A 22,995-nucleotide genomic window follows, 5' to 3' on the forward strand; every position below is an offset into this window, starting at 1 on the left:
AAACGGCCCGCGCTTGGCCTTTAATCAAAGCGCTATAACGCCAATGTATCTAGGGTAAGTCTGAAAGGAATGAGAAATGAAAAAACAAGAAATTATTGCGCTTGGCGTGGTGATCGCGGTTGGCATGGCGCAAACAGCATTTGCGGAATCCGACGGGGCTGCCGACAGCAAGCCTGACAGCGGGAATATGTCCGGCATGGCGATGGGCGATGGCGACAATCAGATGGGCATGATGGGCGGGGACATGATGCCGATGATGCGAAAAATGATGAAGATGCATGCCGCTATGATGGGTGGCCAGGGCAACATGATGGGAATGATGGATCGGGACATGATGTCGACAATGATGTCCGGTGGACAGCCTCATGAAATGGCCGCGCAGATGTCCGAAAAAATGCGGGAGTTCGATGCGAATTCCGATGGAGCGTTGACACTTGACGAGTTCGAAGCCTTGCATATGGACGCAATGCGCGCGCGCATGGTAGATCGCTTTCAGCATCTCGATGCGGACGGTAACGGCCAGATCTCTCAGGACGAGATGGAAGATGCCGGTACACGGATGAGCAAAATGAACGGTACTTCCACCGGAACGGACATGGAAGGTCATCATGACAGCGAATAAGGGTCAAGCCTGCGGCACTCAGCTTGATGGGGGCAAATTATGGCCTTCTTTCTGACGCGCCGCGGCGCAAGCCTTGCGATGTTGGCCAGTTCCGTTGCACCTTTCTCGGCTGTCGCCCAGACCGCCGAGGTCTGGTCGGCGGACATGGCAGCAGATGCGCTGCAACAGGACCTGATCCGGATGATCGACGTTCGGTCGCGACCGGAATGGACCGACACCGGCGTTGCCGACGGTACCTGGCCCATCAGCCTGCATGAGGACCGTTTCGCCGAGCGGCTTTTTGCCGCCCGGGAACGGGCCGAAGGGCGGCCTGTCGCGCTCATCTGTGCGACAGGCGGGCGGTCTGGCCGCGTCATGCGAAGTCTTCGGCAGGCTGGCTACAGCGGCTTTCTTGACGTATCCGAAGGCATGCTCGGTTCTGCCGCCGGACCGGGCTGGATCGCGGGCGGTTATCCGGTCGTCAGTGTCGATATGGCTCTGGCGGCGCTGCCAGAGGAATTGAGTTGAAGTGAAACTGTTGAACCGTCGAGAACTGTTGGGCCATGCCGCAGGCTTTGGGGCTGCATTTGCCCTGCCATCGGCTGCATTCGCGGCATCGGACAAGAGGCTCGCGTATCCTCCCCTTCTCGATGCGACGACATCCCGGCTTTTTCAGCTGGAAGCCCGCACGGGCGAGACCCGTTTTGACGACGGTGCCGCCAGCGAAACGTTCGGCTACAACCAGGGATACCTTGGCCCGACGATCCGGGTGCAGGCCGGGGTCGAGACACGGGCAGAGGTGCACAACACGCTTGGCGAGCCGATGTCGGCGCATTGGCACGGGTTGGTTGTTGCCGGTGAGTTCGATGGCGGACCACATCAGGCCATCGCACCGGGAGACACCTGGAAGCCGGTGCTGGACCTTGACCAGCCCCCGGCAACGGCCTGGTATCACAGCCACATTCACGGCGCGACGGCACGGCAGGTCATGCTGGGGCTGGCGGGTGTTCTGCAGGTGACGGATGACGCGGATGACGCCCGTGGATTGCCATCCGCCTACGGGGTCGATGATCTGACCCTTGTATTGCAGGACCGTCAGTTCAACTGGCGCGGACGCCTGAAATACGATCCCGGCATGCACCAGTCCATGAACGGGTTTCAGGGCGACACAATGGTTGTGAACGGTCAAATCGGCGCGTCGGCAGCGGTTCCGAAGGGGATCGTGCGGTGCCGTGTCGTCAACGGCTCGAATGCGCGGGTTTACCGCCTGTCCATGTCTGACAGCCGGTCGCTTCATCTCATCGCGACAGATGCCGGATTTCTGGATCGACCGATTGCGCTGAACCGCCTGACCCTTGCACCAGGAGAGCGCGCAGAAGTGCTTGTGGATTTCACAAGCGGGCGGGACAGTGTTTTGAAGTCCGACGATATCATTAATTCGGCCATGGGCGGAATGATGGGCGGCGGCGGTTCCGGCAGTCCATTCACCGTGCTGCCTTTCGCTGTCGACACAACCCTTCCGGTTCGCATCGACGCCCTGCCCGGCTCTCTGGACGGGCAGTTGCCTGATCTTGCGGTCAAGGACGCGCCAGTCCGACGTCTGTCACTGGATATGTCGATGGGCATGGGGATGATGTTCTCGCGGTCCGGTAACCGATTTTCGATCAACGGCGCGTCATACGATTCGGGAACGCTCAATTTTTCCACCAAACTCAACAGCATCGAGCGTTGGATTGTGCGTGGGGCCATGATGATGCACCCGTTCCATGTTCACGGCGTCCGGTTTCAGGTCCTGTCGGAAAACGGTACGGCACCGCGTGCAGAGAACAGGGGTTGGAAGGATACGGTACTGGTGGATGGTGAAGTGGAGCTTGCGATGAAATTCGAAAAACCTGCCTCAGCGGCTGCGCCCTACATGTATCACTGCCACATTCTGGAACACGAAGACGGCGGCATGATGGGGCAATTCAGTGTTGCTTAGCGCAGAAATCCCTTTACCCTCCGCTGACAGGAACCTTTAGGGGAATCCTATTCCTCGATAGAGGTTTGAGATGAAAACCGAATTGCACATCAAGCGGCTGACCCTCGCCGGCGGGCTGTTGATCGTCATCTCTGCGCCTATGCATTTCATCTTGCCCGAGCAAAGGCCAATTGTCTTCGCAGCTCTCTTTCTTTTGGTGCTCCATGCCGCTTAGCAAACCGCGCCTGCATCGGGTTGGGCTATGGTTGGTGGTTGCGCTTGGCGTACTTTTGATAGCCATATGGGCAATGGGATATGGCCCGGCGATAGCCCGCGAGACTATCGAGGTCTGGATAGAGCGGGCCGGCGCTTTGGGACCGTTGCTCATCATCGTGCTCATGATGGTTTCGATCGTGGCAAGCCCCATTCCAAGTGCACCGGTCGCACTGGTGGCAGGCGCGGCGTATGGTCATGTTGCCGGAGCTGTCTATGTCGCCATCGGGTCGGAACTGGGTGCACTCGTGGCATTCATCATCGCCCGCTATATCGGGCGCGACCACGTTGAGCGCTGGCTTGGGGATAAGGCCGGTTTCGGGTTATTGGGCTCTCAAAATCTGTTGATGTTGACGGTGTTCGCGTCTCGCCTCTTGCCCTTCATCTCGTTTGACGCAATGAGCTACGCTGCCGGTCTCAGCCGCCTGCGCCTTTGGCGGTTCCTGATCGCAACTCTGGCAGGCATTCTTCCAGCCAGTTTCCTGCTCGCGCATTTCGGAGCAGAGGCCATGTCGGGAGATTTCGGCACTGCTGAGTGGATCATCATCGGTCTTGGATTGATGACTGCCGCACCGTTGCTGGTCGCAGCGCTCTGGCGAACAAATCGGTCAACCAACGCTTCCTAAGTCTGAGTATGTCAGCAAAAATGAAAACCGTGATTGCCTACTTTACCATTGACCTTCCCCCACAGGAAGCTGCGACCGTGAATCGCTATGGATACACAAACACCACAACTCCGCCGGGATTTCCTGTACTACGCCACCGCCGGAACGGGCGCGGTTGCCGTAGGGGCTGCGGTCTGGCCATTGCTCAATCAGATGAACCCATCCGCCGATGTCCGCGCGCTGTCCCAGATCCGCGTCGATATCTCCGGTGTGGAACCCGGAACGCAATTGACTGTCAGTTTTCTCGGCAAGCCGGTGTTCATCCGGCACAGGACCGACGCGGAAATCGCGCAGGCCCGTTCGGAAGATGTGCTTTCCCTTCCTGATACCGTCGCCAGAAATCCCAACATATCCGGAGATGACCTGGCCACCGATGCAAACAGGGCAGTGGCGGGAAATGAGAATTTCTTGGTCATGATAGGCGTTTGCACGCATCTGGGATGTGTACCACTTGGTGACGGAGCCGGCGATTTTGGTGGTTGGTTCTGTCCCTGTCATGGCTCCCATTATGATACAGCAGGACGCATTCGAAAGGGTCCGGCACCGGAGAACCTGCATATTCCCACGATGTCCGTTTCGGAAGACATGATACTGACCCTGGGCTGACAGGAGCTTCGCGCATCGCGAAGGCCCATAAAATTCATACGCAGCGTTGTCGGAAGAGTCTTGACCCTCCAGTAACTGGAAGGGTTATGTGTTCAATTGTCTTGAAAACGGGAATTAGAAGATGGCCACGGACCAAGAACATCATCACGACATGACGCGCACCTCGACCGCATCAGACCCAGATACAGCGACCGACCCGGTGTGCGGCATGACCGTCGAGATAGACGAAGACACGCGCAGTGCCGAGTATGATGGAGAGGTCTTTCATTTCTGCTCGGAAAACTGCGAAACCAAGTTTGGCAAAGACCCATTTTACTATGCGTCGGGAAACGCCCAAAAGACACCAGCACATGGCGAGGCCGGTACGCAATGGACCTGCCCGATGCATCCGCAAATCCTGAAGGATGAGCCCGGGTCCTGTCCGATCTGCGGCATGGCGCTTGAACCGATGCTTCCATCGGACGAGCCGTCAGAAGAGTTGTCCGATTTCACAACACGCATGTGGATCAGCGCGGCAGCCGCCGTTCCGCTGGTTATCCTGACGATGGGTGAACTGGTCGGCCTACCTGTGCGGGAATGGATCGGACATCAGACGGCTGTCTACATCGAATTCGTCCTCGCAACCCCGATCATTCTCTGGGCGGCTCTTCCCTTCTTCAAAAGGGGGTGGGAATCGATCAGGAATATATCGCCGAACATGTGGACCCTGATCGCGCTTGGCGTCGGGGCTGCCTATATCTATTCGCTTGCCGCAACATTCCTGCCCGGCATTTTCCCCGAAGCGTATCGAAACGGCCAAAGCGTCGGGACATATTACGAAGCTGCGGTTGTGATCGTTGCGCTGATCTTTGTCGGTCAGGTGCTCGAGTTGCGCGCCCGCGAACGGACGGGTGATGCCATCCGTGCATTGCTCGATCTCGCACCAAAAACGGCGCGGCGGATCCTGCCGGACGGGACGGAATATGACGCACCTCTCGAACACATTGTTGAGGGTGACAGGTTGCGGGTACGCCCCGGCGACAGCATACCCGTCGATGCCGAGGTCCTCGAAGGGCATTCATCTATCGACGAAAGTATGATCACCGGAGAGCCGTTGCCGGTCGAGAAAACACAAGGCGACCGGGTCACAGGCGGCACGATCAACAAGAACGGCACATTGGCGATCCGGGCCACACAGGTCGGTGCGGACACGGTCCTGTCCCAGATCGTGGACATGGTGGCAGGTGCAAAGCGGTCGCGCGCGCCGATTCAGGGTCTGGCGGACCGGGTATCGTCCGTCTTTGTTCCGACGGTTGTCGTCATTGCGATCATATCCTTCGTTGTCTGGCTGTTCTTAGGGCCCGATCCCGCGCTCGCCTTCGCTGTTACTGCAGCCGTATCCGTTCTTATCATTGCTTGCCCCTGTGCCTTGGGCCTTGCGACGCCCATTTCGATCACAACGGCGGCGGGCCGCGGGGCACAGGCTGGCGTTCTGATCAAAGACGCCGAAGCACTGGAACGCATGGCGCGTGTCGATACCGTCATCGTTGACAAGACCGGAACACTCACCGAAGGGCGCCCCAAGCTGACAGACGTGGTGCCCACGGGGGACAAGGCTGAAAATGACCTGCTGACAATGGCTGCGGCCCTCGAACGGGGCTCCGAACATCCGCTGGCCGAAGCAATAGTCGAGGGTGCGCTGGCACGGGGGCTGACGCTTCCGAACGCAACGGAATTCGAAGCCGTGACTGGCAAGGGCGTGAAAGGCATGGTCGATGGCCAGGTCGTGGCACTTGGGAATCCCGCCATGATGGCAGAGATCAACGTTGACGCTTCGATTGCGGAATTTGCTGCGGACGACCTTCGTGAATCTGGAAAGACAGCAATGCTTGTGGCGATAGATGGCACTTTTGCCGGCATTGTCGCTGTTGCCGATCCCATCAAGGAGTCCACGGCAGACGCCATCGATGACCTTCATCGCCTCGGTCTCAGGGTCATAATGGCAACCGGTGACAATCAGAAAACCGCCGAAGCCGTCGCCGCAAAGCTGGGTATTGATGAAGTCCACGCAGGCGTCTTGCCCGAAGACAAGAAGGCATTGGTGGACTCCCTCAGACAAGAAGGGGCCCGGATCGCCATGGCAGGAGACGGCGTGAACGATGCCCCTGCCCTGGCGGCGGCTGATGTGGGCATTGCGATGGGCACCGGTGCCGACGTTGCCGTGGAAAGCGCAGGCATCACCCTTCTGGGTGGTGATCTTGTCGGCATCGTGCGTGCGCGCCGATTGGCAAAGGCAACGGTGCGAAACATCAAGCAGAACCTGTTTTTTGCCTTCGCCTACAATACCGCAGGTGTGCCCATCGCGGCTGGTATTCTCTACCCGTTTTTCGGCCTTCTTCTGTCGCCGATGATCGCCGCCGCCGCGATGAGCCTGTCTTCGGTCTCCGTCATTAGCAATGCACTGCGGCTGCGACGGGTACGGCTTTAGTCGCAAACTAAGGAGATAGATGATGGCAGGCGGACATCAGGGGCATATGCCGTCCGGCGGCAAGGGGCTGGCGATATCAGCCTAGTTGACCGGCATCTATTTTGTGATTGAACTGGCGATTGGCCTATGGACAGGGTCAATCGCGGTCATCTCCGACGCGTTCCATACCTTTTCGGCCGTGGGCGGTGTGCTGGTCGCCATTGTCGCGGCGCGTATGGCGTTGCGTCCGGCGGATGAAGAGCGGAGCTTTGGCTGGGCGCGCGCCGAAATCATCGGCGCCCTTGTGAATGGCGGCTTCTTGCTGGCCATGGCGGTTGTTGTCATCGCGATGGCTGCCATGCGCATGTCTGCGCCAATTGATCTTCCAACGGGTCCGATGCTGATTGCGGCTGCCGGGGGGCTCTTTACGGAGTTCATTTCGCTTGCGCTGATCTGGAAGCAAAGCAAGGAAGATCTGAACACGAAGGGAGCGTTCTGGCATATCATCCAGACCTTTGTTGGCAGTCTGTTGATCATCGTGACCGCCCTCGCAATCGAATTCACCGGGTTTCTGCTGATCGACCCGCTGCTTGGCATGGCGTTCGGGTTTGTCCTGCTATGGGCGAGCTGGGGATTGCTGAAAGAAGCGGCGCATCTTTTGATGGAAGGCACGCCTCCCGAAGTGAGTCTGCCTGAAATCAAACGTACCCTTGAAGAACTGCACGAGGTTTCCGATGTTCACCATATTCATGCCTGGGCGCTGACAAGTGGCAAGCATGTCTTCTCCGCGCATCTGCGTGTCACAGATCAAGAAGAGGTCCTGCAAACCGCCTACGACATGCTGCGTAAGGACTTCGGGTTCTTTTTCGCAACCCTGCAGATCGAAACACGGTGCTTCGACGAAAGCGGCGCTGAGGCAATCGACCTTTCAGCGGCGAGCAGTAAGACAGGGCATAACGGCGATCTTTGAAAACAGGTCATCGTCGCGGGCAGCAATTCTCATTGTTATCGGGCAAGCGAAATACCCGCCAAGCTTTGCTACCGCACCTTTTGTTATCTCGAACCGGGCATGGTCCGGCTGATCCATTCAGGGGCGCAAATGATACGTTCCCCGGGTCGGATTTGCGATCCGGCCATCATTCACAAGCTTTCGCAAGGCCCGATAGGTGGCCTCGTGCGAAAGGTGCAGCGCGCTGGCAAAATCGACAACGGAGCTTTCAAGCAGGCCCGCCACCATACCGGCATAGACCCGTTCTTCTGCGCGGCGGATGCCTACGATCTCAAGCGCCTGACGTTGCGCTTGTATCTGCTGTGCCGCTTGCCGCGCATAGGCGCGTGCAAAATCCGGATCTGCAAAGGCAGACAAGACCGCCGCTTTGTCGATCTGTACAAACGCCCCAGCCTCCGCCACGACCGCATCGCAGTGGTATCTATCCGAAAACACCGATGCTTCGGCAAGGCTCATCCCGGGCTCGGCACGGTAGATGATAAATCGTTCGCCATCCGGGCCGACACGCTCAAGATGAACGCGCCCGCACTTAACAACATAAAGGCCGCAGGTCCGCGCGCCCTGACGAAAGACCGTATCCCCTGCGGCCCTCGTCAGCGGACGCAAGGCGGAGGGCGGTATGAGATTATAGGGTTCAGGCATCATATGATCCAAATCATATTTCAGGGTCCGATCAGGTACTAGGCTGAATCCGAATACACTCAGGAAAGGCTGGTCCATGCGACTGATACCCGTTCTCTTCGCTGTCTTGCTTGCGACACCCGTTACGCCGCAACAAATGCATTCATCCATGGGTCACGCGTCCGACGCCCCAGGAAACCGGCCAGTCCGCCTTCGCCGCATTGGCCGAAATAGTTGTGCTGCTCCAGGCCGATCCCGAAACCGATTGGGGCGCCGTCAATATCGACAAACTGAGGGACCATCTGGTCGATATGGACCTTTTGACACGAAAGGCAGAGGTCACCCGCATTCTGCGGCCCGACGGGGCACGGTTCGAAGTGCGTGGCAGCCCGCGTGTCCTGTCGGCCATCAACACAATGGTTCCCGCCCATGCACCGTTCCTTGCCGGTGAAACAGGCTGGAGTGTTGCGTCAGAAGAAATGGAGGATGGTGTCGCACTGATCGTGGGTGGCGATGGTGAACAAATACAGGGCCTTGGTTTCTTTGGTCTGATGACAATCGGTGTACATCATCAAGAGCACCATCTGATGATTGCGAAAGGACGCAAGCCGCATCATTGAGCACGCGCCCAAGGCTCATATGCGGACCCAGGCCGCAATGGTCACTTCGCCAACACTACGCTCGGATATTCACAAAGAATCTGATGTCGACACCAGATCCGCAGAATTAACCGTCACACGCCTGCGGGACCATACGATCAGGGCCGCGCCAAGGATAATCATCGGCAACGACAGCAGTTGGCCCATTGTCAGCCCATAGCCCGCCCAATGAACCGCATGTCCAATCGGGTTGTCCTGCGTGACGAACTGCATATCAGGCTGCCGGAAGAACTCGACAAGGAACCTTGCGCTTCCGTATCCCGCCAGGAACAGGCCAGTAAGGCTTCCGGGAAAGCGCAGCCAACCGCGTTTCCAGGCCAGAAAGATCAGGACCGAGCCAAGCAGGATACCCTCCAGAAGAGCCTCATAAAGCTGGGACGGATGGCGGCCACACAGGCCCACGACGCCCGCACAGGACTGGGCCGCCTCGCCGGGGAATGCCACCGCCCAGGGCACATCGGTCGGACGGCCCCAAAGCTCGTTATTGGTGAAGTTGGCCAGCCGACCGAGGAAAAGACCCGGTGGTGTTGCAACAGCGAGCAGATCCGCCGTTGATAGAACGGGTGCGCCGTTGCGATAGCAAAAAAGCAAGGTGGCCACGACCACGCCGAAAAAGCCGCCATGAAATGACATACCACCCTGCCAGACCATGAAGATTTCGACGGGGTTCTGAAAATAGTACTGAGGTTGATAGAAAAGCACGAACCCCAGCCTGCCCCCCACGATCACGCCCAGAATGATCCATGTCAGCAGGTCTTCCAGTTGCTTGGGTTGCAGCGGCGGCGCCCCGGCCCCCCAGACTGACGAAGAGCGGACCAATGCGACACAGATGCGCCAGCCGATAAGGAGGCCAACAATATAGGCCAGCGCATACCAACGCAGGGCAAAGCGGAACGATCCGATATCAACGGCAAAAATCTCTGTTCCGATGTCAGGAAATTGGATAATCGAAGTCAGCATTCTTTGTTACCTTTGCCTGTTTCACACAAGGCCACATTTTGTTTCCCGCAACGGACGTTGGCGCGTTCAACCCTGTTGTCCCCAGCCCAAAGCGCTGTGGTGAATGTGCCATCCTTGCGTGCGGGAGTCGGTTCCGTTGAACCAGAGATGACGCACATCGGCACCCGCGTCCATGTGTTCAGGCGCTTGTATCCCATGAGTTTTGTACTTGTTTGTAACGGTTGGAAGCTCCGCCGCCTACTGGATCCGTCCGTCGCGGGAAATCAGCCGATCAAGGTCGCGCTCCATGATCTGAATTCGCTCCCGCGTCCTGCAACGACCATTGCGCAACCACATCTATGATCACGGATATGTTCATTGAAGTTGCGCGCGCCCGGCACAATTCAACGGATCATGACGGCACATAATGGTGATAACCGGGATCAAAGCAGGACCAGCGGCATCGCAAAAGGAGTTCAGATGTTTATACGGTCCCTCGCAGCGACACTTTTCATCGCTTTTGTTGCATTAGCTGCAAACGCCCCGCCCGTCTATGCGCAAGGAAAGACAATTCCATTCGATGGAAGCTGGAAAGAACAGGGCCTCTTGCGGCTCTTTTCGAACGAGTACGGCCTGCAAGGTCGGCGGCTGGACGTGATTTCCGATGGCACGGTTTCGGTTCTCTGGCGTCCGGTCAGCGCAGCCCTTGGCACCGCAAAGGCAGCAATGTGGGAATGGTCCGTCACGCAGGGTGTTAAGGGAACCGACCTCACACGGCGCGGCGGCGATGATCGCAATCTTGCTTTGTACTTCATATTCGTCGATCCGCAGACCGCAAGCACGCTTGGCCGAACAACGGCGCGCAAATTGCTGCGTGATCCCAATACGCGGGCGCTGGTTTATGTCTGGGGTGGCAATCATGCGAAAGGCGCATTGCTGAACAGCCCCTACTCGACGGGTCTCAAATCGAAAATTCTGCAAACGGCACAAACCGGCAACTTCACCGAGAATGTGAACCTGGATCGCGATTTCGTGCGTGCGTTCGGGGACATGCCAAAGGTTCTGGTCGGTCTTGCGGTGACAGCCGACAGCGATGATACCGACGGAAAGATCCTTGCGGCCATTCAGGACCTGCAGATACGTTAGGTGCTCTCCGGTATTCCGCCAAACCTGGGCGCCGATCTGCAATGTATCAATATATCTCGCCGGGACGCCCTTCCGCAACGGTGGGGGATGTGGGTTGCAGGCCCCAGAAACGGAATACACGGAAACCCATGCTTAAGCGTCTTCAGATGATGGTTGCGCTTGGCGCAGCCACGCTCCCCCTGCCCCTGAGTGCGGCTTCGGTGCCTGTCACCCTGACGCCCGGCCTTCACCCGGATCGGGTCGCGGGACATTGCAATGCTTGGATTCAATGGCACCTGTCCCGGCCCCGAAATCAGACAGCGCCAGAACGATATTCTGCGGGCGCGGGTGGAAAACGGGCTGGAGGACGGGACCCTCGTACACTGGCATGGCATTCGGTTGCCCAACGCGATGGACGGCGTAAACGTGCTGACACAGGATGTCATCATCCCGAATGAGGGTTACGAGTACCGGTTTCCGGCTTCCGGTTCCCGATGCCGGAACCTACTGGTATCACTCCCACTACCTTTCCTACGAACAGGTCGCCCGCGGACTGTTCGGCCCCTGATCGTCGAAGAACCTGCCCCGCCAGACGTGGATCAGGACATCACGGCCATCCTCTTCGACATTCGGCTTGATGACACCGGCCAGTTCGACATGGAATTCGACCGCGCTGATTTCATAACAGCAGGTAGGCTGGGGAACTTGATGACCACCTTCCTGTCGTCTGAGCAGGCGCGGCTGGGGGATCACATCCGGTTGCGTCTGATCAATCCGACACCGGATCGCATTTTCGAGATACGTATCGACGGGCTGACGGGCTTTTGTGTGGCCTATGACGGGATGCCGCTGCCCGAGCTGGTTTCGCTGGGCAATCTAAAACTCGCACCGGCGCAGCGCATCGACATCATCGCAGATGTGACGGGTGATGTGATCCTAAGAGAAACCGTGCCTTCGGGTGGCGAGGAACTGGGGGGCATTATGTTGAACGGTCAGCGACAAATCCGGTCTGCGCCGATAGCTCCCCTCCCCGCGAACCTCGTGCCCGCGCCCGGAGAGATCACGCAAACGGCAGATCTCTTCATGCAAGGCGGTGCCGGGGACGGCGCGCACGGCGGGTTCGGGGGCTGGGCCTTCAACGACGTGAGCGGTCTGCCGAACAAACCGCTGATTTCGGCAAGACGTGATGAAGCAGTGCAGGTGCGGATGGTGAACGACACTGCTTTTCCGCACGGTATCCACCTGCATGGCCACCATTTCTGGGAAACCGATCAGAATGGTGCGCGAACCCACCTTCGCGACACGACCCTCGTAGCGCCGGGCGAGACGATGACGATTCAGACAGGCAGTTTGGGAGGGAATGGATCAAGCGACGGATTCGTGCCGAGTGAGATCAGAGGTTCGGCACCCCGGACGGCAGTACCAAAAGGCCTCGTGAGCCGCGCTGACGGCATCTTGGCAAGGAGGCCAGAAGTACCGCTGGAGGCGCAAGGAACAGGACACCCACCTTCACAGGCAGTGCCCTCAGCAAATCCGGTGGGATCGCACCCGCCGCAACGGCCATCCGCGCTTTCGGTGGGTTCCATCTGCGCCATAGCCGTGATTGACATACTGGCCGACGACATATCCGGCGCAGTCACTGCACCGAAGGTCAGCATGAGAATCAAAACAAGGCGAAAAACGCAGGTCATACAGTTACTGCTACAACCTTCCAGCAAGGGGAGGTCAAGTGACATTCTGTAACTTGGACGTGATACCCCTGTAGTGTATCCGCCTCAGACCTTCCCTACTGCCCTTCGCAGCCAGTTGCTCATGCAAAGGTTCATCAGTCCACTTGACGTTGGTCGACGTCAACTTGCCGTCGCAAATGAGGAAATGATATCCTCATGCTCGGTCAGCTTTTTTCGTGAGTATGAGTTTCCTCCCCATCTCTCGAATTACCGTGACCATAGAGATCGGCGTTCTGATGAGCGCGATCCTCGTGCTCGAATTCGAGGCTGGAATGGCTGATGCCGAATTCTCCCTTCAGCCGCTTCTTGATCGCGCTCTTGATCTCTTCAATCTTCGACCACCCCTCGGCTGCCACGACGACATGGCAGTCGAGCGCAGCCTCGTGCTCTTGCATTTGCCAGAGATGGACGTGGTGGACGTCGGCGACGCCTTCGACTTTCCGCATCGCTTCGACGACGGCCTCGTTGTCGATGTCCGGCGGGCTCCCGAGCATCAGGGTTCGGATTGGGCCGCCTATTTCAGTGAAAGACAGATACAGGATGTAGATGGCGATGCCGATGGTGATGGCAGGATCGACCCAACGCATGTCGTAAAGGATGATCAGCGACCCAGCGACGATAACCGCGACCGAAGCAAGCGCGTCCGACAGGTTATGCAGGAAAAGCGCGCGGATGTTCACGCTGCCCTTCTGCATCGAATAGGTCAGCATTGCGGTCAGCGTGTCGACCACAAGCGCAATTCCACCGAGAATGACGACGGTCCAACCCATGACTTCGGGTGGATCAATCATGCGCATGCCACCTTCGTAGATCAGTTAGAAGCCGATCAAAATCAGGGTGGTGTAGTTAACCAGGGCTGCGACGATTTCGACCCGACCATAGCCGAAGGTCATGCGCTCATCGGCTGGGCGGCGCGCGATCTTGCGTGCGGCGAAGGCAATGACAAGCGAAGCCATATCGGAAAAGTTGTGCAGCGCATCGGCGATCAGTGCCAGGCTGCCCGACAATATGCCCCCGACGATTTGCGCAACGGTAAGAAGCCCGTTCGCCCAGATCGCGATGGCAACCCGCCGATCGCCAGAATCCGGATCGATATGCGCGTGCCCGTGGTCATGTAGCATTGGCAGGCTCCTCATGCGCGTGTGTCGCGCGTCGGTCAGTCTTGAGGCGGTCGCTGCGGAAACCACGAACGCGCGCATTCATCCAGTGGCGTATGATATGACGGTAAAGGGCACCACGCAGCCATCCAAAGGATTGCTCATGGGAAAAATAGAAGGCGTCCGGCGTATCAAACACGCCGAAATCCTGCACGATGCCGGTTTTCTGAATGTAGGTATCTTCTCCGTTCCAGGCGACGGGAGGCGCGCCAAGGCAATCCGTGCCCGCGCCATAACCGCAGAGACTGTCCGTGTCCGAGAAAGACGTTTGCAGGACTTTGAGGAAAGCGTCATCCAGGATGAAGCCTTCAAGGTTGATCCAGGCACCTTGAAATTCGATCTCGACCCATGAGTGGAGAATTTCCTGCGGAGCAAGCGGATACACCAGCTCAGGTACAACACCGCGCTGCAAGCCTTTATGGATCGTAAACCCATGCAACCGGCAACGAATGCCGACACCACGCAGCAGCGCCATCAAGAGCGTGCCTTTGGTATTGCACTGCCCGTAGCCGTCGGAAAGCACTTCCGATGCGGGGATGTCGTCAGCTCGATTGTATCCGAACGCGATTTCATTCCGAACGAAATCATAGGCAGCTCCGATCCGATCGTATTCGGATAAGCCGCGCCAGCTGCGGTTCTCAATTAGATGCGCAAGAGGCGCGGCATCAAAATCCAGTAGTTTGGTGGGTACAAGTAGGGGGTCGGTCATATGCAACGGGTCGCTCCTCGAATGTAAGCGCTGTCTGCGCCCCACGCGGGATCAGCTTGACGTGGTGAAGTTCCAGGGCATCAGCTCGTCGATCCTGCTGGCGGGGTGACCGGCGGTGATCGCTTCGAGGGTCGCCTCGAGGTAGGCGAAGGGCTCCACGCCGTTGATCTTCGCGGTGGCGATCAGGGAGGCGATGCGGGCCCAGGTGCGGCCGCCCTCGTCGTGGCCGGCGAAGAGTGCGTTCTTTCTTGTCAGGGCGATCGGGCGGATCAGGTTTTCGACGGCGTTGGAGTCCATCTCGACGCGGCCGTCGTGGAGGAAGGTCTGCAGGCCGCCCCACTGGCGGTGGATGTAGGTCAGTTTCTCGCCGAGGCGCGACTTAACCGAGATACGCAGACGCTGTGCCTGCAGCCAATCACCGAACTCGGCCACGAGGGGCGCGCTGCGGGCCTGACGGGCCGACAGACGTTGGCCCGGGCCCATGCCCCGGATCTCGAGCTCGATGCGGTAGAGCTCAGCGATCCGGCGCAGGCCCTCGGCGGCGATTTCCGAGCCGTCGCGGTCGAAGACCTCCTTCAGCTTGCGCCGCGCATGCGCCCAGCAGTGGGCCACCGTGATCGGCGCGCCGCCCTTGCGGGAGGGGCGCGTCAGTCGATCGTAACCGGTATAGCCATCCAGTTGCAGGATGCCGTCGAAGCCCTGCAGGATCTGCTCGGCATGGGCGCCAGCACGGCTTGGACGATAGGTGAAGACCACGCCGGGCGGGTCATCGCCGCCCCATCCACGATCATCCCGGGCAAGCGCCCAGAGGTAGCCGGTCTTGGTTCGGCCACGGCCCGGATCCAACACCGGGGCGGTCGTCTCGTCCATGAACAACTTGCCGGAGGACTTGAGATGCTCGGTTAGCCTGTCGACCACGGGGCCGAGGTGGAAGGCCGCTGTGCCAGCCCAGTCCGCCAAGGTGCTGCGATCGATCTGGATGCCGGAGCGGGCAAGGATCTGGCTCTGTCTGTAAAACGGCAGGTGGTCCGCGAACTTGGACACCAGGACATGTGCGATGGACCCTTCGGTCGGCAGCCCGCCTTCAATCAGCCGGGGTGCGGCGACAGCCTGAATGACCCCATCCGAGCAGATGCCGCAGGCATACTTCGGCCGGATGTCGACCAGCACCCGAAGCTGCGCGGGCACGATGTCCAGCCGCTCGGTCCGATCCTCGCCGATCCGGTGCATGCGGCCGCACCCACACGGGCACTCAAGGCTCGCCGGTTCGATGACACGTTCGATGCGCGGCAGATCAGCGGGCAGATGGCCGAGATTGCGCTGCCGTCTCCGGCGCGGCGTCGTGGTGGATGGCGCGGCCTGCTCCTTGCGGGCCTCGACCTCCGTGACGGCGGTTTCCAGGTCTTCGAAGGCCAGCTGCCGGTCGTCTTCGCTCAGCTTCTCGGACCGTTTGCCATGCACGACATGGTTCAACTCGGCGACGAGATGCTCGAGGCGCCGGTTTGCGTCCTTCAGCGCACCATTCTCCTGCAGCAGCGCCAGAACGGCGGCGCGCTGGCTCTCGGGGATCGCGGACAGGTCGATGGGCGGGGCGTTGGACATGCGCAGATTATACCGCGCCAAATGCGTCGATGCCCTATCATTCCCTGGGGCGAGTCACTCTGCCACAGCTGGTCTGCGCACCTCCAGCGATCGCACACGGCGCCAGTCCAGGCCGGCAAACAGGGCCTCGAACTGTGCCCGGTTCAGCGTCATGGCCCCATCCCTGATCGCAGGCCAGGTGAAAGTGCTTTCTTCCAGCCGCTTGTAGGCCATCACGAGCCCGCTGCCGTCCCAGAATAGGATCTTCATTCGGTCGGCGCGCTTCGAGCGGAAGACGAAGACCGTTCCGGTAAACGGATCTTCCGCCAGAGTAGACTGGACCAGGGCCGCGAGGCCGTCATGGCTTTTGCGGAAGTCGACCGGCTTCGTCGCCACCAGAATCCGCACACCCTGCGAGGGCATCAGCATGGATGCGCCTCGAGCGCGTGGACGATCTCAGCGACCCGGGCGACGGGCATGTCATGCGCCAGTTCGATCACAACAGCCCCCGAATGATCCTGATCGGGGCCGCCTGCGATGTTACCTCCGGACGCGCTTCCTCCTCGGCGACCTCGCAGACGACGAGCGGCGCAAAGACAGGTTCCTCGACTTCGGCTGCAGGCAGCACCAGCTTGCCCTGTTTGGCCTCTCGTCGCCACGCCGAAAGTTGATTGGGCAGAATGCCAAACCGCTCCGCTACGGCATTTACAGTCGCTCCAGCTTCCAGGGTCATCGAGACGGCCAAGGCCTTTGCTTCATCCGGCCACCGACGATGACCCGACGCGTAGATCTCGACGCCCAGCGATTTGAGAAACGAATTTGTAGCGCACATTGCGAAACGCACTCCCCATCATGAGATGGAGATCACTTCGCAGCCGAAGCCATCAGCAGCAACGTGGGGTCGAGACGACGCTTACCCTCGAATCGTCTTGGAACAAAACTAATTTCTATAGTCACTGTAGCTTCAATCCTTTCTTTCAGAAAGAATCTCCCGCAACTATTTGTCCGTGTGAACCGCTTTGTGGTGTTCGCCGTGTGCGTCGCGCAGAATGTCGATACCTCCCCAGGCCGCGATCTCGGCGACAATCACGCCGACGACGAGGTCCGGCCAGTTGGTTCCTAGCCAGGCGACGAGGCCACCGGCCACGACGATCCCAAGGTTCGCGGCGAAATCGTTGTAACTGAAGGTGTTGGCCGCGCGGATGTTGACGTCCGGATTTTTGAGCTTAGCGAGCAGCCAGACGCAGACCGCGTTGATGGCTGCTGCGATCAGGGCCATGGCGATCATGATCGTCCCGAGCGGATCTGACCCACCGATGTAGCGGCGCCACGCATCGTAGAGGATGCCTGCAGCGAACAGGATCAGCAGCCCGCCGGAAACGTTCGCCGCCCCGCGTTTCCATTTGGCGGATCGGGACAAAGCGAAAAGGCTGATCGCGTAGACGAAGCTGTCGGAGAGGTTATCGAGCCCGTTGGCGATCAGGGCACTTGAGTCGCCGAAGGCGCCTGTTGCGAAAAAGGCCACGGCCAAACCAATATTGAGCGCCAGAACGATCCAAAGCGTCCGTCTCTCCATTGAATCTTGTCTAGCGGCCATTTTGTGGTTCCAGCTTGTGTTGTACGACACATTAACTTCTGCGGCTGATCTGCGTTCCAGCCGGATTGTTGGCTGAATTCCTTCAGGCCCCGATTTCCTCGTGTTCGGTCAAGCATTCCGAATGGTCCCGCAACACCTCAAGCACCTTGCAATCTCCCGTCCGCCCGCCGCTGCATTCGTGAACCATGCGTTTCAGTTCCGTGCGCAGCGCCTTCAGGCGGGCCATGCGCTGCTCCACCTGTTTGAGCTGGCGACGCGCGATGGCATCAGCCTCATCACAGGGCCGGTTGGGATGGTCGCTGAGGTCGAGCAGCTCGCGGATCGCATCGAGCGAGAAACCGAGTTGTCGCGAGTGGCGGATGAAGGACAGTCGATCAAGCTGTGCATTGTCGTAGCGCCTCTGTCCGCCTTCGGTCCTGCCAGGTTCGGGCATGAGTCCGATCTGTTCGTAGTACCGGATGGTCTGCACTTTTGTGCCAGTCTTCTTTGACAGAGTACCGATCGTGAGCATTTTCGCCTCCATGAAAAAGATACAGTCTGTGTAGGTTTTGCCGTCGGAATAAACAAGTGTCGGATTCACAGACGCGTGAGTTCAAGCTATACCATGATTTCGTGCTTGAACCTCTAGCGGCTAGAGGATGTATCCGCACAGGCAATAAGAATCAAAATCAGGCGAACAGGATTGTCCCTTACATCGGCACAGAAGTTTCTTTGGGTTTTGGCAGGCGTGGCAGCGCTTGCCTTCGTGTGGCTTCTGCTCTGGTCCGACTATCGTTCCGATAGCGCCCGAACCGACGCCGAACCGCCTTTTTTCGCTGAGTTCGAACTGACGGACCACCAGGGTATGGTTCGAACCGAGGAGGACTTTGCGGGGCGCTGGATGCTGGTTTTTTTCGGCTTTACCAACTGCCCCGACGTCTGCCCGACGACCCTATCCGAGGTCGCGGCGGTGATGGACGGTCTGGGCGACGATGCCGCCAAGGTCCAGCCGATTTTCATAACAATCGACCCTGAACGAGACACGCCCGCAGCACTCGCCGAATACGTCCCGCTGTTCGATGCGGGCATCATCGGGCTGACCGGCATGCCGGAACAGATCGCCGCCACATCCGAGACCTTTCCGATCTTCTTCGAACGCGTCGAAGAGGCTGCGGCGCCGGATGGTTACACGATGGGCCACACGTCGCATCTGTTCCTCTTCGATCCCGACGCGGGCTTCGCCGACTCGTGGCCCTACGGCACCTCCGCCGAAGAGATCCTCGCCGACCTGGAAGAGAGGATCTGACCGACATGAACCGTATGTCCGGAGAAACAGCCCTCGGGCTGGCGTGGATCATCGCGCTCGTCGCCTCGCTTGCCGTGCTTTTCATCGGCGAGGTGCTGGGGCAGACGCCCTGTGTGCTGTGCTGGTTCCAGCGCGCCTTCATGTTCCCCTTGGCCATTATCCTCGGGCTGGGCCTTTGGTGGCGGGACGGCCGCGTGGGGCGCTATGGCATCGCATTGGCGCTTGGCGGCGGCGCAGTCGCCCTGTGGCACATGGGACTGTACGTCGGTCTTGTTCCCGAACGCATCCAGCCCTGCACGGCGACCGGCCCCTCTTGCACCGATGACAACCAACTGGTCTTAGGCATCCCTATCCCGCTGATGGCGCTCGCCGCCTTCGCGCTGATCGGGGCGCTTTCGGCCCTTTCATTGAAGGACACACGAACATGAACCGACGCGGCCTGATCCTGTCCGTTCTCGCCCTCGGCGTCGCCGGTTTCGGCGGAGCCACCTGGTTTGCAACCCGCCCCGGCCCGGTGGCCGAAGCGGAGCCTGTTGCGCCGGAACTCGCGGACGCGATGATCCGCCCCTACTCGCCCATCCTCGGGCCTGCGGAAGCGCCCGTCACGATCGTCGAATTCTTCGATCCGGCCTGCGAGGCCTGTCGCGCCTTTCATCCCATCGTGAAGGACATCATGGCCGAGCATGGGGATGCTGTCCGCGTCGTGATCCGCTACACGCCCTTCCACGGCGCGGCATCCGAGGAAGCGATCCGCGTGCTCGAGGCGGCGCGCATGCAGGACATTTACGTGCCGGTGCTCGAGGCCGTTTTGCGGGAACAGCCGAGATGGGCGTCGCACGGTGCCCCGGAGCCTGGTCTGATCCTTCAAATCGCCGCCACGGCCGGACTCGATGCCGAGGCCGCGCGCACGCAAATGCTGGCACCCGATGTCGTGGCGATCCTGAACCAGGATCGTGCTGACGTCGAGACCGTGGGAATTCGCCAGACGCCCACATTCTTCGTGAACGGCAAGCCGCTCGATCCGTTCGGGGAGGCAGAACTGCGGCGATTGGTGGCTGCCGAAGTCGCTGCCGCGTAAAGCTGAATGGAAAGGGCAGGATCAGAACGATGAAAAAGTATATTTTGACCGGCACACTGGCCGTGCTTTTGACCTTTGGAGGGCTCTCAGTGCCCGCGCTGGCCGGACCAGAGGATGTTGTCGTCGAGAACGCGTGGTCCCGCGCCTCCATCGGGATGAACCGCCCCGGGGCCGCCTACATGGCGATCCGCAACACTGGCGACGAACCGGTGACGCTGATCGGCCTTACAACACCGCTCGCGATGATGCCCGAAATTCACGAGACGAAGACCAATGCCGAAGGTGTGAGTTCCATGAGCCCGGCGGGGGAGATCGCGATCGCCCCTGGCGAAAGCGTCGCGCTCGAGCCGGGCGGCCTGCACGCGATGCTGATGCGGCTGAAAGAACCGATGACGGAAGGGGACACCTTTCCGCTGACCCTGCTTTTCGACGACGGAGGCGAAGTGACGGTCCATGTGCCGATCCTCGGCATCGCCGCGCGAGGGCCGGAGGACTGATGCGGCGACGGGCGATCCTGGGGTACGGCGCGGCTGGTGTCGGGGCGGTCGCCCTGATGCTCTTCGTCGGTTGGTGGCAGGTCGATGGACCCGGTGGACCCGAACCTGTCGGGCAGCGGCCTATGGCCCTGACCGAGATGGATTTCCGTCTGACGGATCATGAGGGCAACGCGGTCGGGCCGGAAACCCTGATCGGTCGCCCGACGATGGTGTTCTTCGGCTTCACCTACTGTCCCGATGTCTGCCCGACCACGCTCTCGGACATTTCGGGATGGCTCGACGATCTGGGAGACGAGGCCGACGAGATGAACGTGGTCTTCATTACGGTCGACCCCGAGCGCGATACCGTCGAGGCGATGGCGGAATATGTCGGCTACTTCCATCCTGGGATACGTGGCTGGACGGGACCGGAAGAGCAGATAGCGCGCGTCGCGGACGGCTTCCGCGCCACCTACGAGCGAGTACCGGCGGAGAGCGGCGATTACACGATGAACCACACCGCGAGCGTCTTCCTGTTCGCAGCCTCTGGGCGATTCGTCACCATGATCGACTATCACGAGCCCAAAGAATTCGCGGTGCCGAAGATCCGCCGCGCGCTGGAAGAAGAAATGGAGGGGGCGACATGAGGCTCAGATCTTTGGCGGCTTGTGTCGCAATTGCGGGGACGGTTTCGGGAGCGGCTATCGCCATCTCTGATTCCATGTCGAAAGAACCCGTGCCGCCGGAACTTGCCCAGGCAGGTAGCTGGATGCCCCAAGGTCCTGAAGCCCCCCAGAACGTTGACATCCCCGTGACGTTGCCCGCGGCGGCATGGGCAGACGATGCACCCGACCTCAGCCCGCTGCCCCTTCTGCAGGCCGCGTTTGCCGACAGGCCGGTGCAAGCGATCGAGCCACCCCTGTCGACGTGGTCGCGCGACATTGCTCCGGGCGAAACGCTCGATTTCTTGCTGTCAGAGGCCGGTCTTGCGGCACCTGACAGAGCCGAAGTTGCCCTCGCGCTTGGTGCGGAATACGATCTGCGACGGCTGCGGCCGGGGCACTCGGTCACTGTCGCTTCGACCGTGGACGGCAGCCCCCGCACCGTCTCACTCGCCGTCGAGGACGGGGTTCGGATCGAGGTGGTTTTCGGCGAGCAGTTGTCCACACAGGTCGTGGCTCCGGATCCGGAGATCGTAACCCTTGCCGGCGAAGCCGTGATCGACAGCTCGATCTTCGCGGCACTCGACGAAGCCGGCATACCCGCCCGTTTTTCCGTGGACCTTGCGCAGATGCTGGGTGGGACCGTGGATTTCCGCCGCGAGATGGCCGGTGGCGAAACACTAAGGCTTCTCTGGCGTGAGGCGCGGGTCGGAGAGGACAGGATCGGACAGCCCGAACTCGCCTTCGCCGCACTGGAGGTCGGCGGTTCGCTTTACGAGATCGTATGGCCGGACGACGGCAGCGGTCAGGCGACGATCTACGTCGATGGCGAGGTGCTGCGCGTCTTCGCACAGCCGGTCGAGGGTGCGCGCCTCAGCTCGGTGTTCGGACGCCGCACGCATCCGGTCTTTGGCAACGTCCGGATGCACACCGGCGTCGATTTCGCAGCGGCACGTGGGACACCGGTTCAATCGACGGCACCGGGGCGGGTTAGTTTCATTGGCTGGCGCGGTGGCTATGGCCGTGTGGTCGAAATCTCGCACGGCTCCGACACCATGACGCGCTACGCGCATCTGAGCGCCGTGCCGGAAGACCTGGCACAAGGCCAACGCGTTGCGGCGGGAGATGTGATCGGCCGCGTCGGCGCGACTGGCACGGCGACAGGTCCGAACCTGCACTACGAAGTCCTCGTGGATGGGCGCCCGACTGACCCCCTCACTGACGACCGGCTCGCCGAAGCAGCCGAGAGCGAAGCGGATGATACCGCCGCGCTCTCGCGTCTGGCCGAGGCGCGCGCGCTTCTGAATGAAAACCTCGGCAGCGAGATTGCCAAAACGACAACCGAAAGGCTCTGACCCATGAAACGCATGACCCAAGCTCTCGCCATCACGCTCGCCCTGTTCCCAGCGGCCCAGGCCCTCGCAGAGGCAACGGCGATCGACGTCCGCAAGACCAACGGATGCGGCTGCTGCCTCTCGTGGATGAAACATCTCGAAGAGAACGGGTTTGTGCCGACCGGCCAGGACATGTTCGGCGGGCTTCTCGTGCGCTTCAAGCTAGACAACGGCGTGCCGCAGCGCATGGTCTCCTGCCACACCGCGCTCATTGACGGCTACGTGATCGAGGGCCATGTACCGGCCGCTGACATCCGCCGCCTTCTCGAGGAGCGCCCGGACGCCGTCGGCCTCGCTGTTCCGGGGATGCCCTATGGCTCGCCCGGCATGGGGCCAGAAGACGACCGTGAAGCCTATGATGTCTTCCTCATCCGCAAGGACGGGTCGACGGAAGTCTTTTCGAGCTACGCCGAAGGATAATC

At 59.9% G+C, this 22,995-nt stretch carries 27 protein-coding genes and 2 pseudogenes; 20 read left to right on the plus strand and 9 right to left on the minus strand.

Translation table 11 applies throughout. From position 1 onward, the window contains the following. Positions 1-76: 76 nt before the first annotated feature. The 8 genes from ACGYK9_RS17825 to ACGYK9_RS17860 all read left to right on the plus strand — a co-directional run bounded on the left by ACGYK9_RS17825 (position 77) and on the right by ACGYK9_RS17860 (position 7,521). A complete protein-coding gene (locus ACGYK9_RS17825) occupies positions 77-622 on the plus strand; it encodes a calcium-binding protein (RefSeq protein ID WP_043847211.1) in 546 nt (181 codons plus the stop codon). A gap of 39 nt (positions 623-661) precedes the next feature. Then, the gene (locus ACGYK9_RS17830; protein ID WP_043847215.1) at positions 662-1,129 is read left to right on the plus strand and encodes a rhodanese-like domain-containing protein; all 468 of its coding nucleotides are present in this window, start codon (positions 662-664) and stop codon (positions 1,127-1,129) included. Position 1,130: 1 nt separating this feature from the next. Beyond that, positions 1,131-2,582, plus strand: a complete 1,452-nt coding sequence (locus tag ACGYK9_RS17835; RefSeq protein WP_043847217.1) for a multicopper oxidase family protein — start codon at positions 1,131-1,133, stop codon at positions 2,580-2,582. A gap of 70 nt (positions 2,583-2,652) precedes the next feature. Next, positions 2,653-2,796 (plus strand): hypothetical protein, encoded by a 144-nt coding sequence (locus tag ACGYK9_RS17840; RefSeq protein WP_009824469.1) that lies wholly within the window; start codon positions 2,653-2,655, stop codon positions 2,794-2,796. Then, complete coding sequence (locus tag ACGYK9_RS17845; RefSeq protein ID WP_043847219.1) at positions 2,786-3,460, plus strand: TVP38/TMEM64 family protein; 675 nt, start codon at positions 2,786-2,788, stop codon at positions 3,458-3,460. The genes ACGYK9_RS17840 and ACGYK9_RS17845 overlap by 11 nt, the downstream gene beginning before the upstream one ends. 87 nt (positions 3,461-3,547) lie before the next feature. Continuing rightward, the gene (gene petA, locus ACGYK9_RS17850) at positions 3,548-4,105 is read left to right on the plus strand and encodes a ubiquinol-cytochrome c reductase iron-sulfur subunit (RefSeq protein ID WP_009824465.1); all 558 of its coding nucleotides are present in this window, start codon (positions 3,548-3,550) and stop codon (positions 4,103-4,105) included. Positions 4,106-4,226: 121 nt separating this feature from the next. After that, positions 4,227-6,572 (plus strand): heavy metal translocating P-type ATPase, encoded by a 2,346-nt coding sequence (locus ACGYK9_RS17855; RefSeq protein WP_043847221.1) that lies wholly within the window; start codon positions 4,227-4,229, stop codon positions 6,570-6,572. An 85-nt stretch (positions 6,573-6,657) separates the two neighbouring features. After that, on the plus strand, positions 6,658-7,521 hold the full coding sequence (locus ACGYK9_RS17860; RefSeq protein ID WP_227512169.1) for a cation diffusion facilitator family transporter: 864 nt from the start codon (positions 6,658-6,660) through the stop codon (positions 7,519-7,521). A gap of 117 nt (positions 7,522-7,638) precedes the next feature. On the opposite strand, the gene ACGYK9_RS17865 is transcribed toward ACGYK9_RS17860, so the two are convergent. Further along, positions 7,639-8,280, minus strand: coding sequence for a Crp/Fnr family transcriptional regulator (locus ACGYK9_RS17865; RefSeq protein WP_108895363.1), 642 nt, complete (start codon positions 8,278-8,280; stop codon positions 7,639-7,641). Between the two features lie 137 nt (positions 8,281-8,417). Here ACGYK9_RS17865 and ACGYK9_RS17870 point away from each other — a divergent pair, with 137 nt between their 5' ends. Then, positions 8,418-8,801, plus strand: coding sequence for a hypothetical protein (locus ACGYK9_RS17870; RefSeq protein ID WP_009824461.1), 384 nt, complete (start codon positions 8,418-8,420; stop codon positions 8,799-8,801). A gap of 69 nt (positions 8,802-8,870) precedes the next feature. Here ACGYK9_RS17870 and lgt read toward each other — a convergent pair whose 3' ends face one another. After that, entirely contained in the window at positions 8,871-9,800 is a 930-nt protein-coding gene (gene lgt, locus ACGYK9_RS17875) for a prolipoprotein diacylglyceryl transferase (RefSeq protein WP_050672452.1), read from the minus strand. A gap of 357 nt (positions 9,801-10,157) precedes the next feature. Here lgt and ACGYK9_RS17880 point away from each other — a divergent pair, with 357 nt between their 5' ends. From ACGYK9_RS17880 to ACGYK9_RS17895, 4 genes and pseudogenes are all read left to right on the plus strand, one after another. Beyond that, a complete protein-coding gene (locus ACGYK9_RS17880) occupies positions 10,158-10,925 on the plus strand; it encodes a DUF3047 domain-containing protein (protein ID WP_394422643.1) in 768 nt (255 codons plus the stop codon). 255 nt (positions 10,926-11,180) lie between these two features. Then, positions 11,181-11,309 (plus strand): annotated as a pseudogene (locus ACGYK9_RS17885) (multicopper oxidase domain-containing protein); the annotation flags it as partial. A 49-nt stretch (positions 11,310-11,358) separates the two neighbouring features. Beyond that, positions 11,359-11,472, plus strand: coding sequence for a multicopper oxidase domain-containing protein (locus ACGYK9_RS17890; protein WP_394422651.1), 114 nt, complete (start codon positions 11,359-11,361; stop codon positions 11,470-11,472). Between the two features lie 26 nt (positions 11,473-11,498). Beyond that, positions 11,499-12,647, plus strand: a complete 1,149-nt coding sequence (locus ACGYK9_RS17895; protein ID WP_346348277.1) for a multicopper oxidase domain-containing protein — start codon at positions 11,499-11,501, stop codon at positions 12,645-12,647. 151 nt (positions 12,648-12,798) lie between these two features. Here ACGYK9_RS17895 and ACGYK9_RS17900 read toward each other — a convergent pair. The 7 genes and pseudogenes from ACGYK9_RS17900 to ACGYK9_RS17930 all read right to left on the minus strand — a co-directional run bounded on the left by ACGYK9_RS17900 (position 12,799) and on the right by ACGYK9_RS17930 (position 18,189). Then, positions 12,799-13,755: pseudogene (locus ACGYK9_RS17900) on the minus strand (cation diffusion facilitator family transporter). Then, positions 13,745-14,500 carry a transglutaminase family protein gene (locus tag ACGYK9_RS17905; protein ID WP_100161091.1) on the minus strand — a complete coding sequence of 252 codons (756 nt, stop codon included), beginning with the start codon at positions 14,498-14,500 and terminating at the stop codon, positions 13,745-13,747. Before ACGYK9_RS17905 ends, ACGYK9_RS17900 begins: the two are co-directional and overlap by 11 nt. A gap of 51 nt (positions 14,501-14,551) precedes the next feature. Then, a complete protein-coding gene (tnpC, locus tag ACGYK9_RS17910) occupies positions 14,552-16,102 on the minus strand; it encodes an IS66 family transposase (protein WP_271690355.1) in 1,551 nt (516 codons plus the stop codon). 54 nt (positions 16,103-16,156) lie between these two features. After that, complete coding sequence (tnpB, locus tag ACGYK9_RS17915) at positions 16,157-16,510, minus strand: IS66 family insertion sequence element accessory protein TnpB (protein ID WP_271690354.1); 354 nt, start codon at positions 16,508-16,510, stop codon at positions 16,157-16,159. A 67-nt stretch (positions 16,511-16,577) separates the two neighbouring features. After that, positions 16,578-16,925 carry a transposase gene (locus ACGYK9_RS17920; RefSeq protein WP_271690353.1) on the minus strand — a complete coding sequence of 116 codons (348 nt, stop codon included), beginning with the start codon at positions 16,923-16,925 and terminating at the stop codon, positions 16,578-16,580. 153 nt (positions 16,926-17,078) lie between these two features. Then, positions 17,079-17,657, minus strand: coding sequence for a cation transporter (locus ACGYK9_RS17925; RefSeq protein ID WP_271690428.1), 579 nt, complete (start codon positions 17,655-17,657; stop codon positions 17,079-17,081). A gap of 103 nt (positions 17,658-17,760) precedes the next feature. Then, entirely contained in the window at positions 17,761-18,189 is a 429-nt protein-coding gene (locus tag ACGYK9_RS17930) for a helix-turn-helix domain-containing protein (RefSeq protein ID WP_013959865.1), read from the minus strand. Positions 18,190-18,396: 207 nt separating this feature from the next. Here ACGYK9_RS17930 and ACGYK9_RS17935 point away from each other — a divergent pair, with 207 nt between their 5' ends. The 7 genes from ACGYK9_RS17935 to ACGYK9_RS17965 are packed head-to-tail and all read left to right on the plus strand — an operon-like array spanning position 18,397 to position 22,993. Beyond that, on the plus strand, positions 18,397-18,963 hold the full coding sequence (locus ACGYK9_RS17935; RefSeq protein WP_088635930.1) for an SCO family protein: 567 nt from the start codon (positions 18,397-18,399) through the stop codon (positions 18,961-18,963). A gap of 5 nt (positions 18,964-18,968) precedes the next feature. Next, the gene (locus ACGYK9_RS17940; protein WP_088635910.1) at positions 18,969-19,391 is read left to right on the plus strand and encodes a disulfide bond formation protein B; all 423 of its coding nucleotides are present in this window, start codon (positions 18,969-18,971) and stop codon (positions 19,389-19,391) included. Beyond that, positions 19,388-20,041, plus strand: a complete 654-nt coding sequence (locus ACGYK9_RS17945) for a thioredoxin domain-containing protein (RefSeq protein WP_088635911.1) — start codon at positions 19,388-19,390, stop codon at positions 20,039-20,041. Before ACGYK9_RS17940 ends, ACGYK9_RS17945 begins: the two co-directional genes overlap by 4 nt. 29 nt (positions 20,042-20,070) lie before the next feature. Then, positions 20,071-20,538 (plus strand): copper chaperone PCu(A)C, encoded by a 468-nt coding sequence (locus ACGYK9_RS17950; protein WP_088635912.1) that lies wholly within the window; start codon positions 20,071-20,073, stop codon positions 20,536-20,538. Further along, positions 20,538-21,164 (plus strand): SCO family protein, encoded by a 627-nt coding sequence (locus ACGYK9_RS17955; protein WP_088635913.1) that lies wholly within the window; start codon positions 20,538-20,540, stop codon positions 21,162-21,164. Before ACGYK9_RS17950 ends, ACGYK9_RS17955 begins: the two co-directional genes overlap by 1 nt. Beyond that, on the plus strand, positions 21,161-22,534 hold the full coding sequence (locus tag ACGYK9_RS17960; RefSeq protein WP_271690352.1) for a M23 family metallopeptidase: 1,374 nt from the start codon (positions 21,161-21,163) through the stop codon (positions 22,532-22,534). Before ACGYK9_RS17955 ends, ACGYK9_RS17960 begins: the two co-directional genes overlap by 4 nt. Before the next feature lie 3 nt (positions 22,535-22,537). Beyond that, positions 22,538-22,993 carry a DUF411 domain-containing protein gene (locus ACGYK9_RS17965; protein ID WP_043772538.1) on the plus strand — a complete coding sequence of 152 codons (456 nt, stop codon included), beginning with the start codon at positions 22,538-22,540 and terminating at the stop codon, positions 22,991-22,993. The last annotated feature ends 2 nt before the right edge of the window (positions 22,994-22,995 follow it).

Source organism: Sulfitobacter sp. 1A15258, from assembly GCF_043557045.1.
Classification (GTDB): Bacteria; Pseudomonadota; Alphaproteobacteria; order Rhodobacterales; family Rhodobacteraceae; genus Sulfitobacter; species Sulfitobacter faviae.

What these genes read in the sequence shown, in the direction of transcription:
- ACGYK9_RS17930 (WP_013959865.1), bottom strand. Translation starts at nt 18,189, where the DNA reads ATGCTCACGATCGGTACTCTGTCAAAGAAGACTGGCACAAAAGTGCAG.
- ACGYK9_RS17890 (WP_394422651.1), top strand. Translation starts at nt 11,359, where the DNA reads ATGAGGGTTACGAGTACCGGTTTCCGGCTTCCGGTTCCCGATGCCGGA.
- ACGYK9_RS17950 (WP_088635912.1), top strand. Translation starts at nt 20,071, where the DNA reads ATGAAAAAGTATATTTTGACCGGCACACTGGCCGTGCTTTTGACCTTT.
- ACGYK9_RS17825 (WP_043847211.1), top strand. Translation starts at nt 77, where the DNA reads ATGAAAAAACAAGAAATTATTGCGCTTGGCGTGGTGATCGCGGTTGGC.
- ACGYK9_RS17965 (WP_043772538.1), top strand. Translation starts at nt 22,538, where the DNA reads ATGAAACGCATGACCCAAGCTCTCGCCATCACGCTCGCCCTGTTCCCA.
- ACGYK9_RS17845 (WP_043847219.1), top strand. Translation starts at nt 2,786, where the DNA reads ATGCCGCTTAGCAAACCGCGCCTGCATCGGGTTGGGCTATGGTTGGTG.
- ACGYK9_RS17840 (WP_009824469.1), top strand. Translation starts at nt 2,653, where the DNA reads ATGAAAACCGAATTGCACATCAAGCGGCTGACCCTCGCCGGCGGGCTG.
- ACGYK9_RS17925 (WP_271690428.1), bottom strand. Translation starts at nt 17,657, where the DNA reads ATGGAGAGACGGACGCTTTGGATCGTTCTGGCGCTCAATATTGGTTTG.
- lgt (WP_050672452.1), bottom strand. Translation starts at nt 9,800, where the DNA reads ATGCTGACTTCGATTATCCAATTTCCTGACATCGGAACAGAGATTTTT.
- tnpC (WP_271690355.1), bottom strand. Translation starts at nt 16,102, where the DNA reads ATGTCCAACGCCCCGCCCATCGACCTGTCCGCGATCCCCGAGAGCCAG.
- ACGYK9_RS17955 (WP_088635913.1), top strand. Translation starts at nt 20,538, where the DNA reads ATGCGGCGACGGGCGATCCTGGGGTACGGCGCGGCTGGTGTCGGGGCG.
- ACGYK9_RS17945 (WP_088635911.1), top strand. Translation starts at nt 19,388, where the DNA reads ATGAACCGACGCGGCCTGATCCTGTCCGTTCTCGCCCTCGGCGTCGCC.
- petA (WP_009824465.1), top strand. Translation starts at nt 3,548, where the DNA reads ATGGATACACAAACACCACAACTCCGCCGGGATTTCCTGTACTACGCC.
- ACGYK9_RS17865 (WP_108895363.1), bottom strand. Translation starts at nt 8,280, where the DNA reads ATGGACCAGCCTTTCCTGAGTGTATTCGGATTCAGCCTAGTACCTGAT.
- ACGYK9_RS17830 (WP_043847215.1), top strand. Translation starts at nt 662, where the DNA reads ATGGCCTTCTTTCTGACGCGCCGCGGCGCAAGCCTTGCGATGTTGGCC.
- ACGYK9_RS17905 (WP_100161091.1), bottom strand. Translation starts at nt 14,500, where the DNA reads ATGACCGACCCCCTACTTGTACCCACCAAACTACTGGATTTTGATGCC.
- tnpB (WP_271690354.1), bottom strand. Translation starts at nt 16,510, where the DNA reads ATGCTGATGCCCTCGCAGGGTGTGCGGATTCTGGTGGCGACGAAGCCG.
- ACGYK9_RS17960 (WP_271690352.1), top strand. Translation starts at nt 21,161, where the DNA reads ATGAGGCTCAGATCTTTGGCGGCTTGTGTCGCAATTGCGGGGACGGTT.
- ACGYK9_RS17940 (WP_088635910.1), top strand. Translation starts at nt 18,969, where the DNA reads ATGAACCGTATGTCCGGAGAAACAGCCCTCGGGCTGGCGTGGATCATC.
- ACGYK9_RS17855 (WP_043847221.1), top strand. Translation starts at nt 4,227, where the DNA reads ATGGCCACGGACCAAGAACATCATCACGACATGACGCGCACCTCGACC.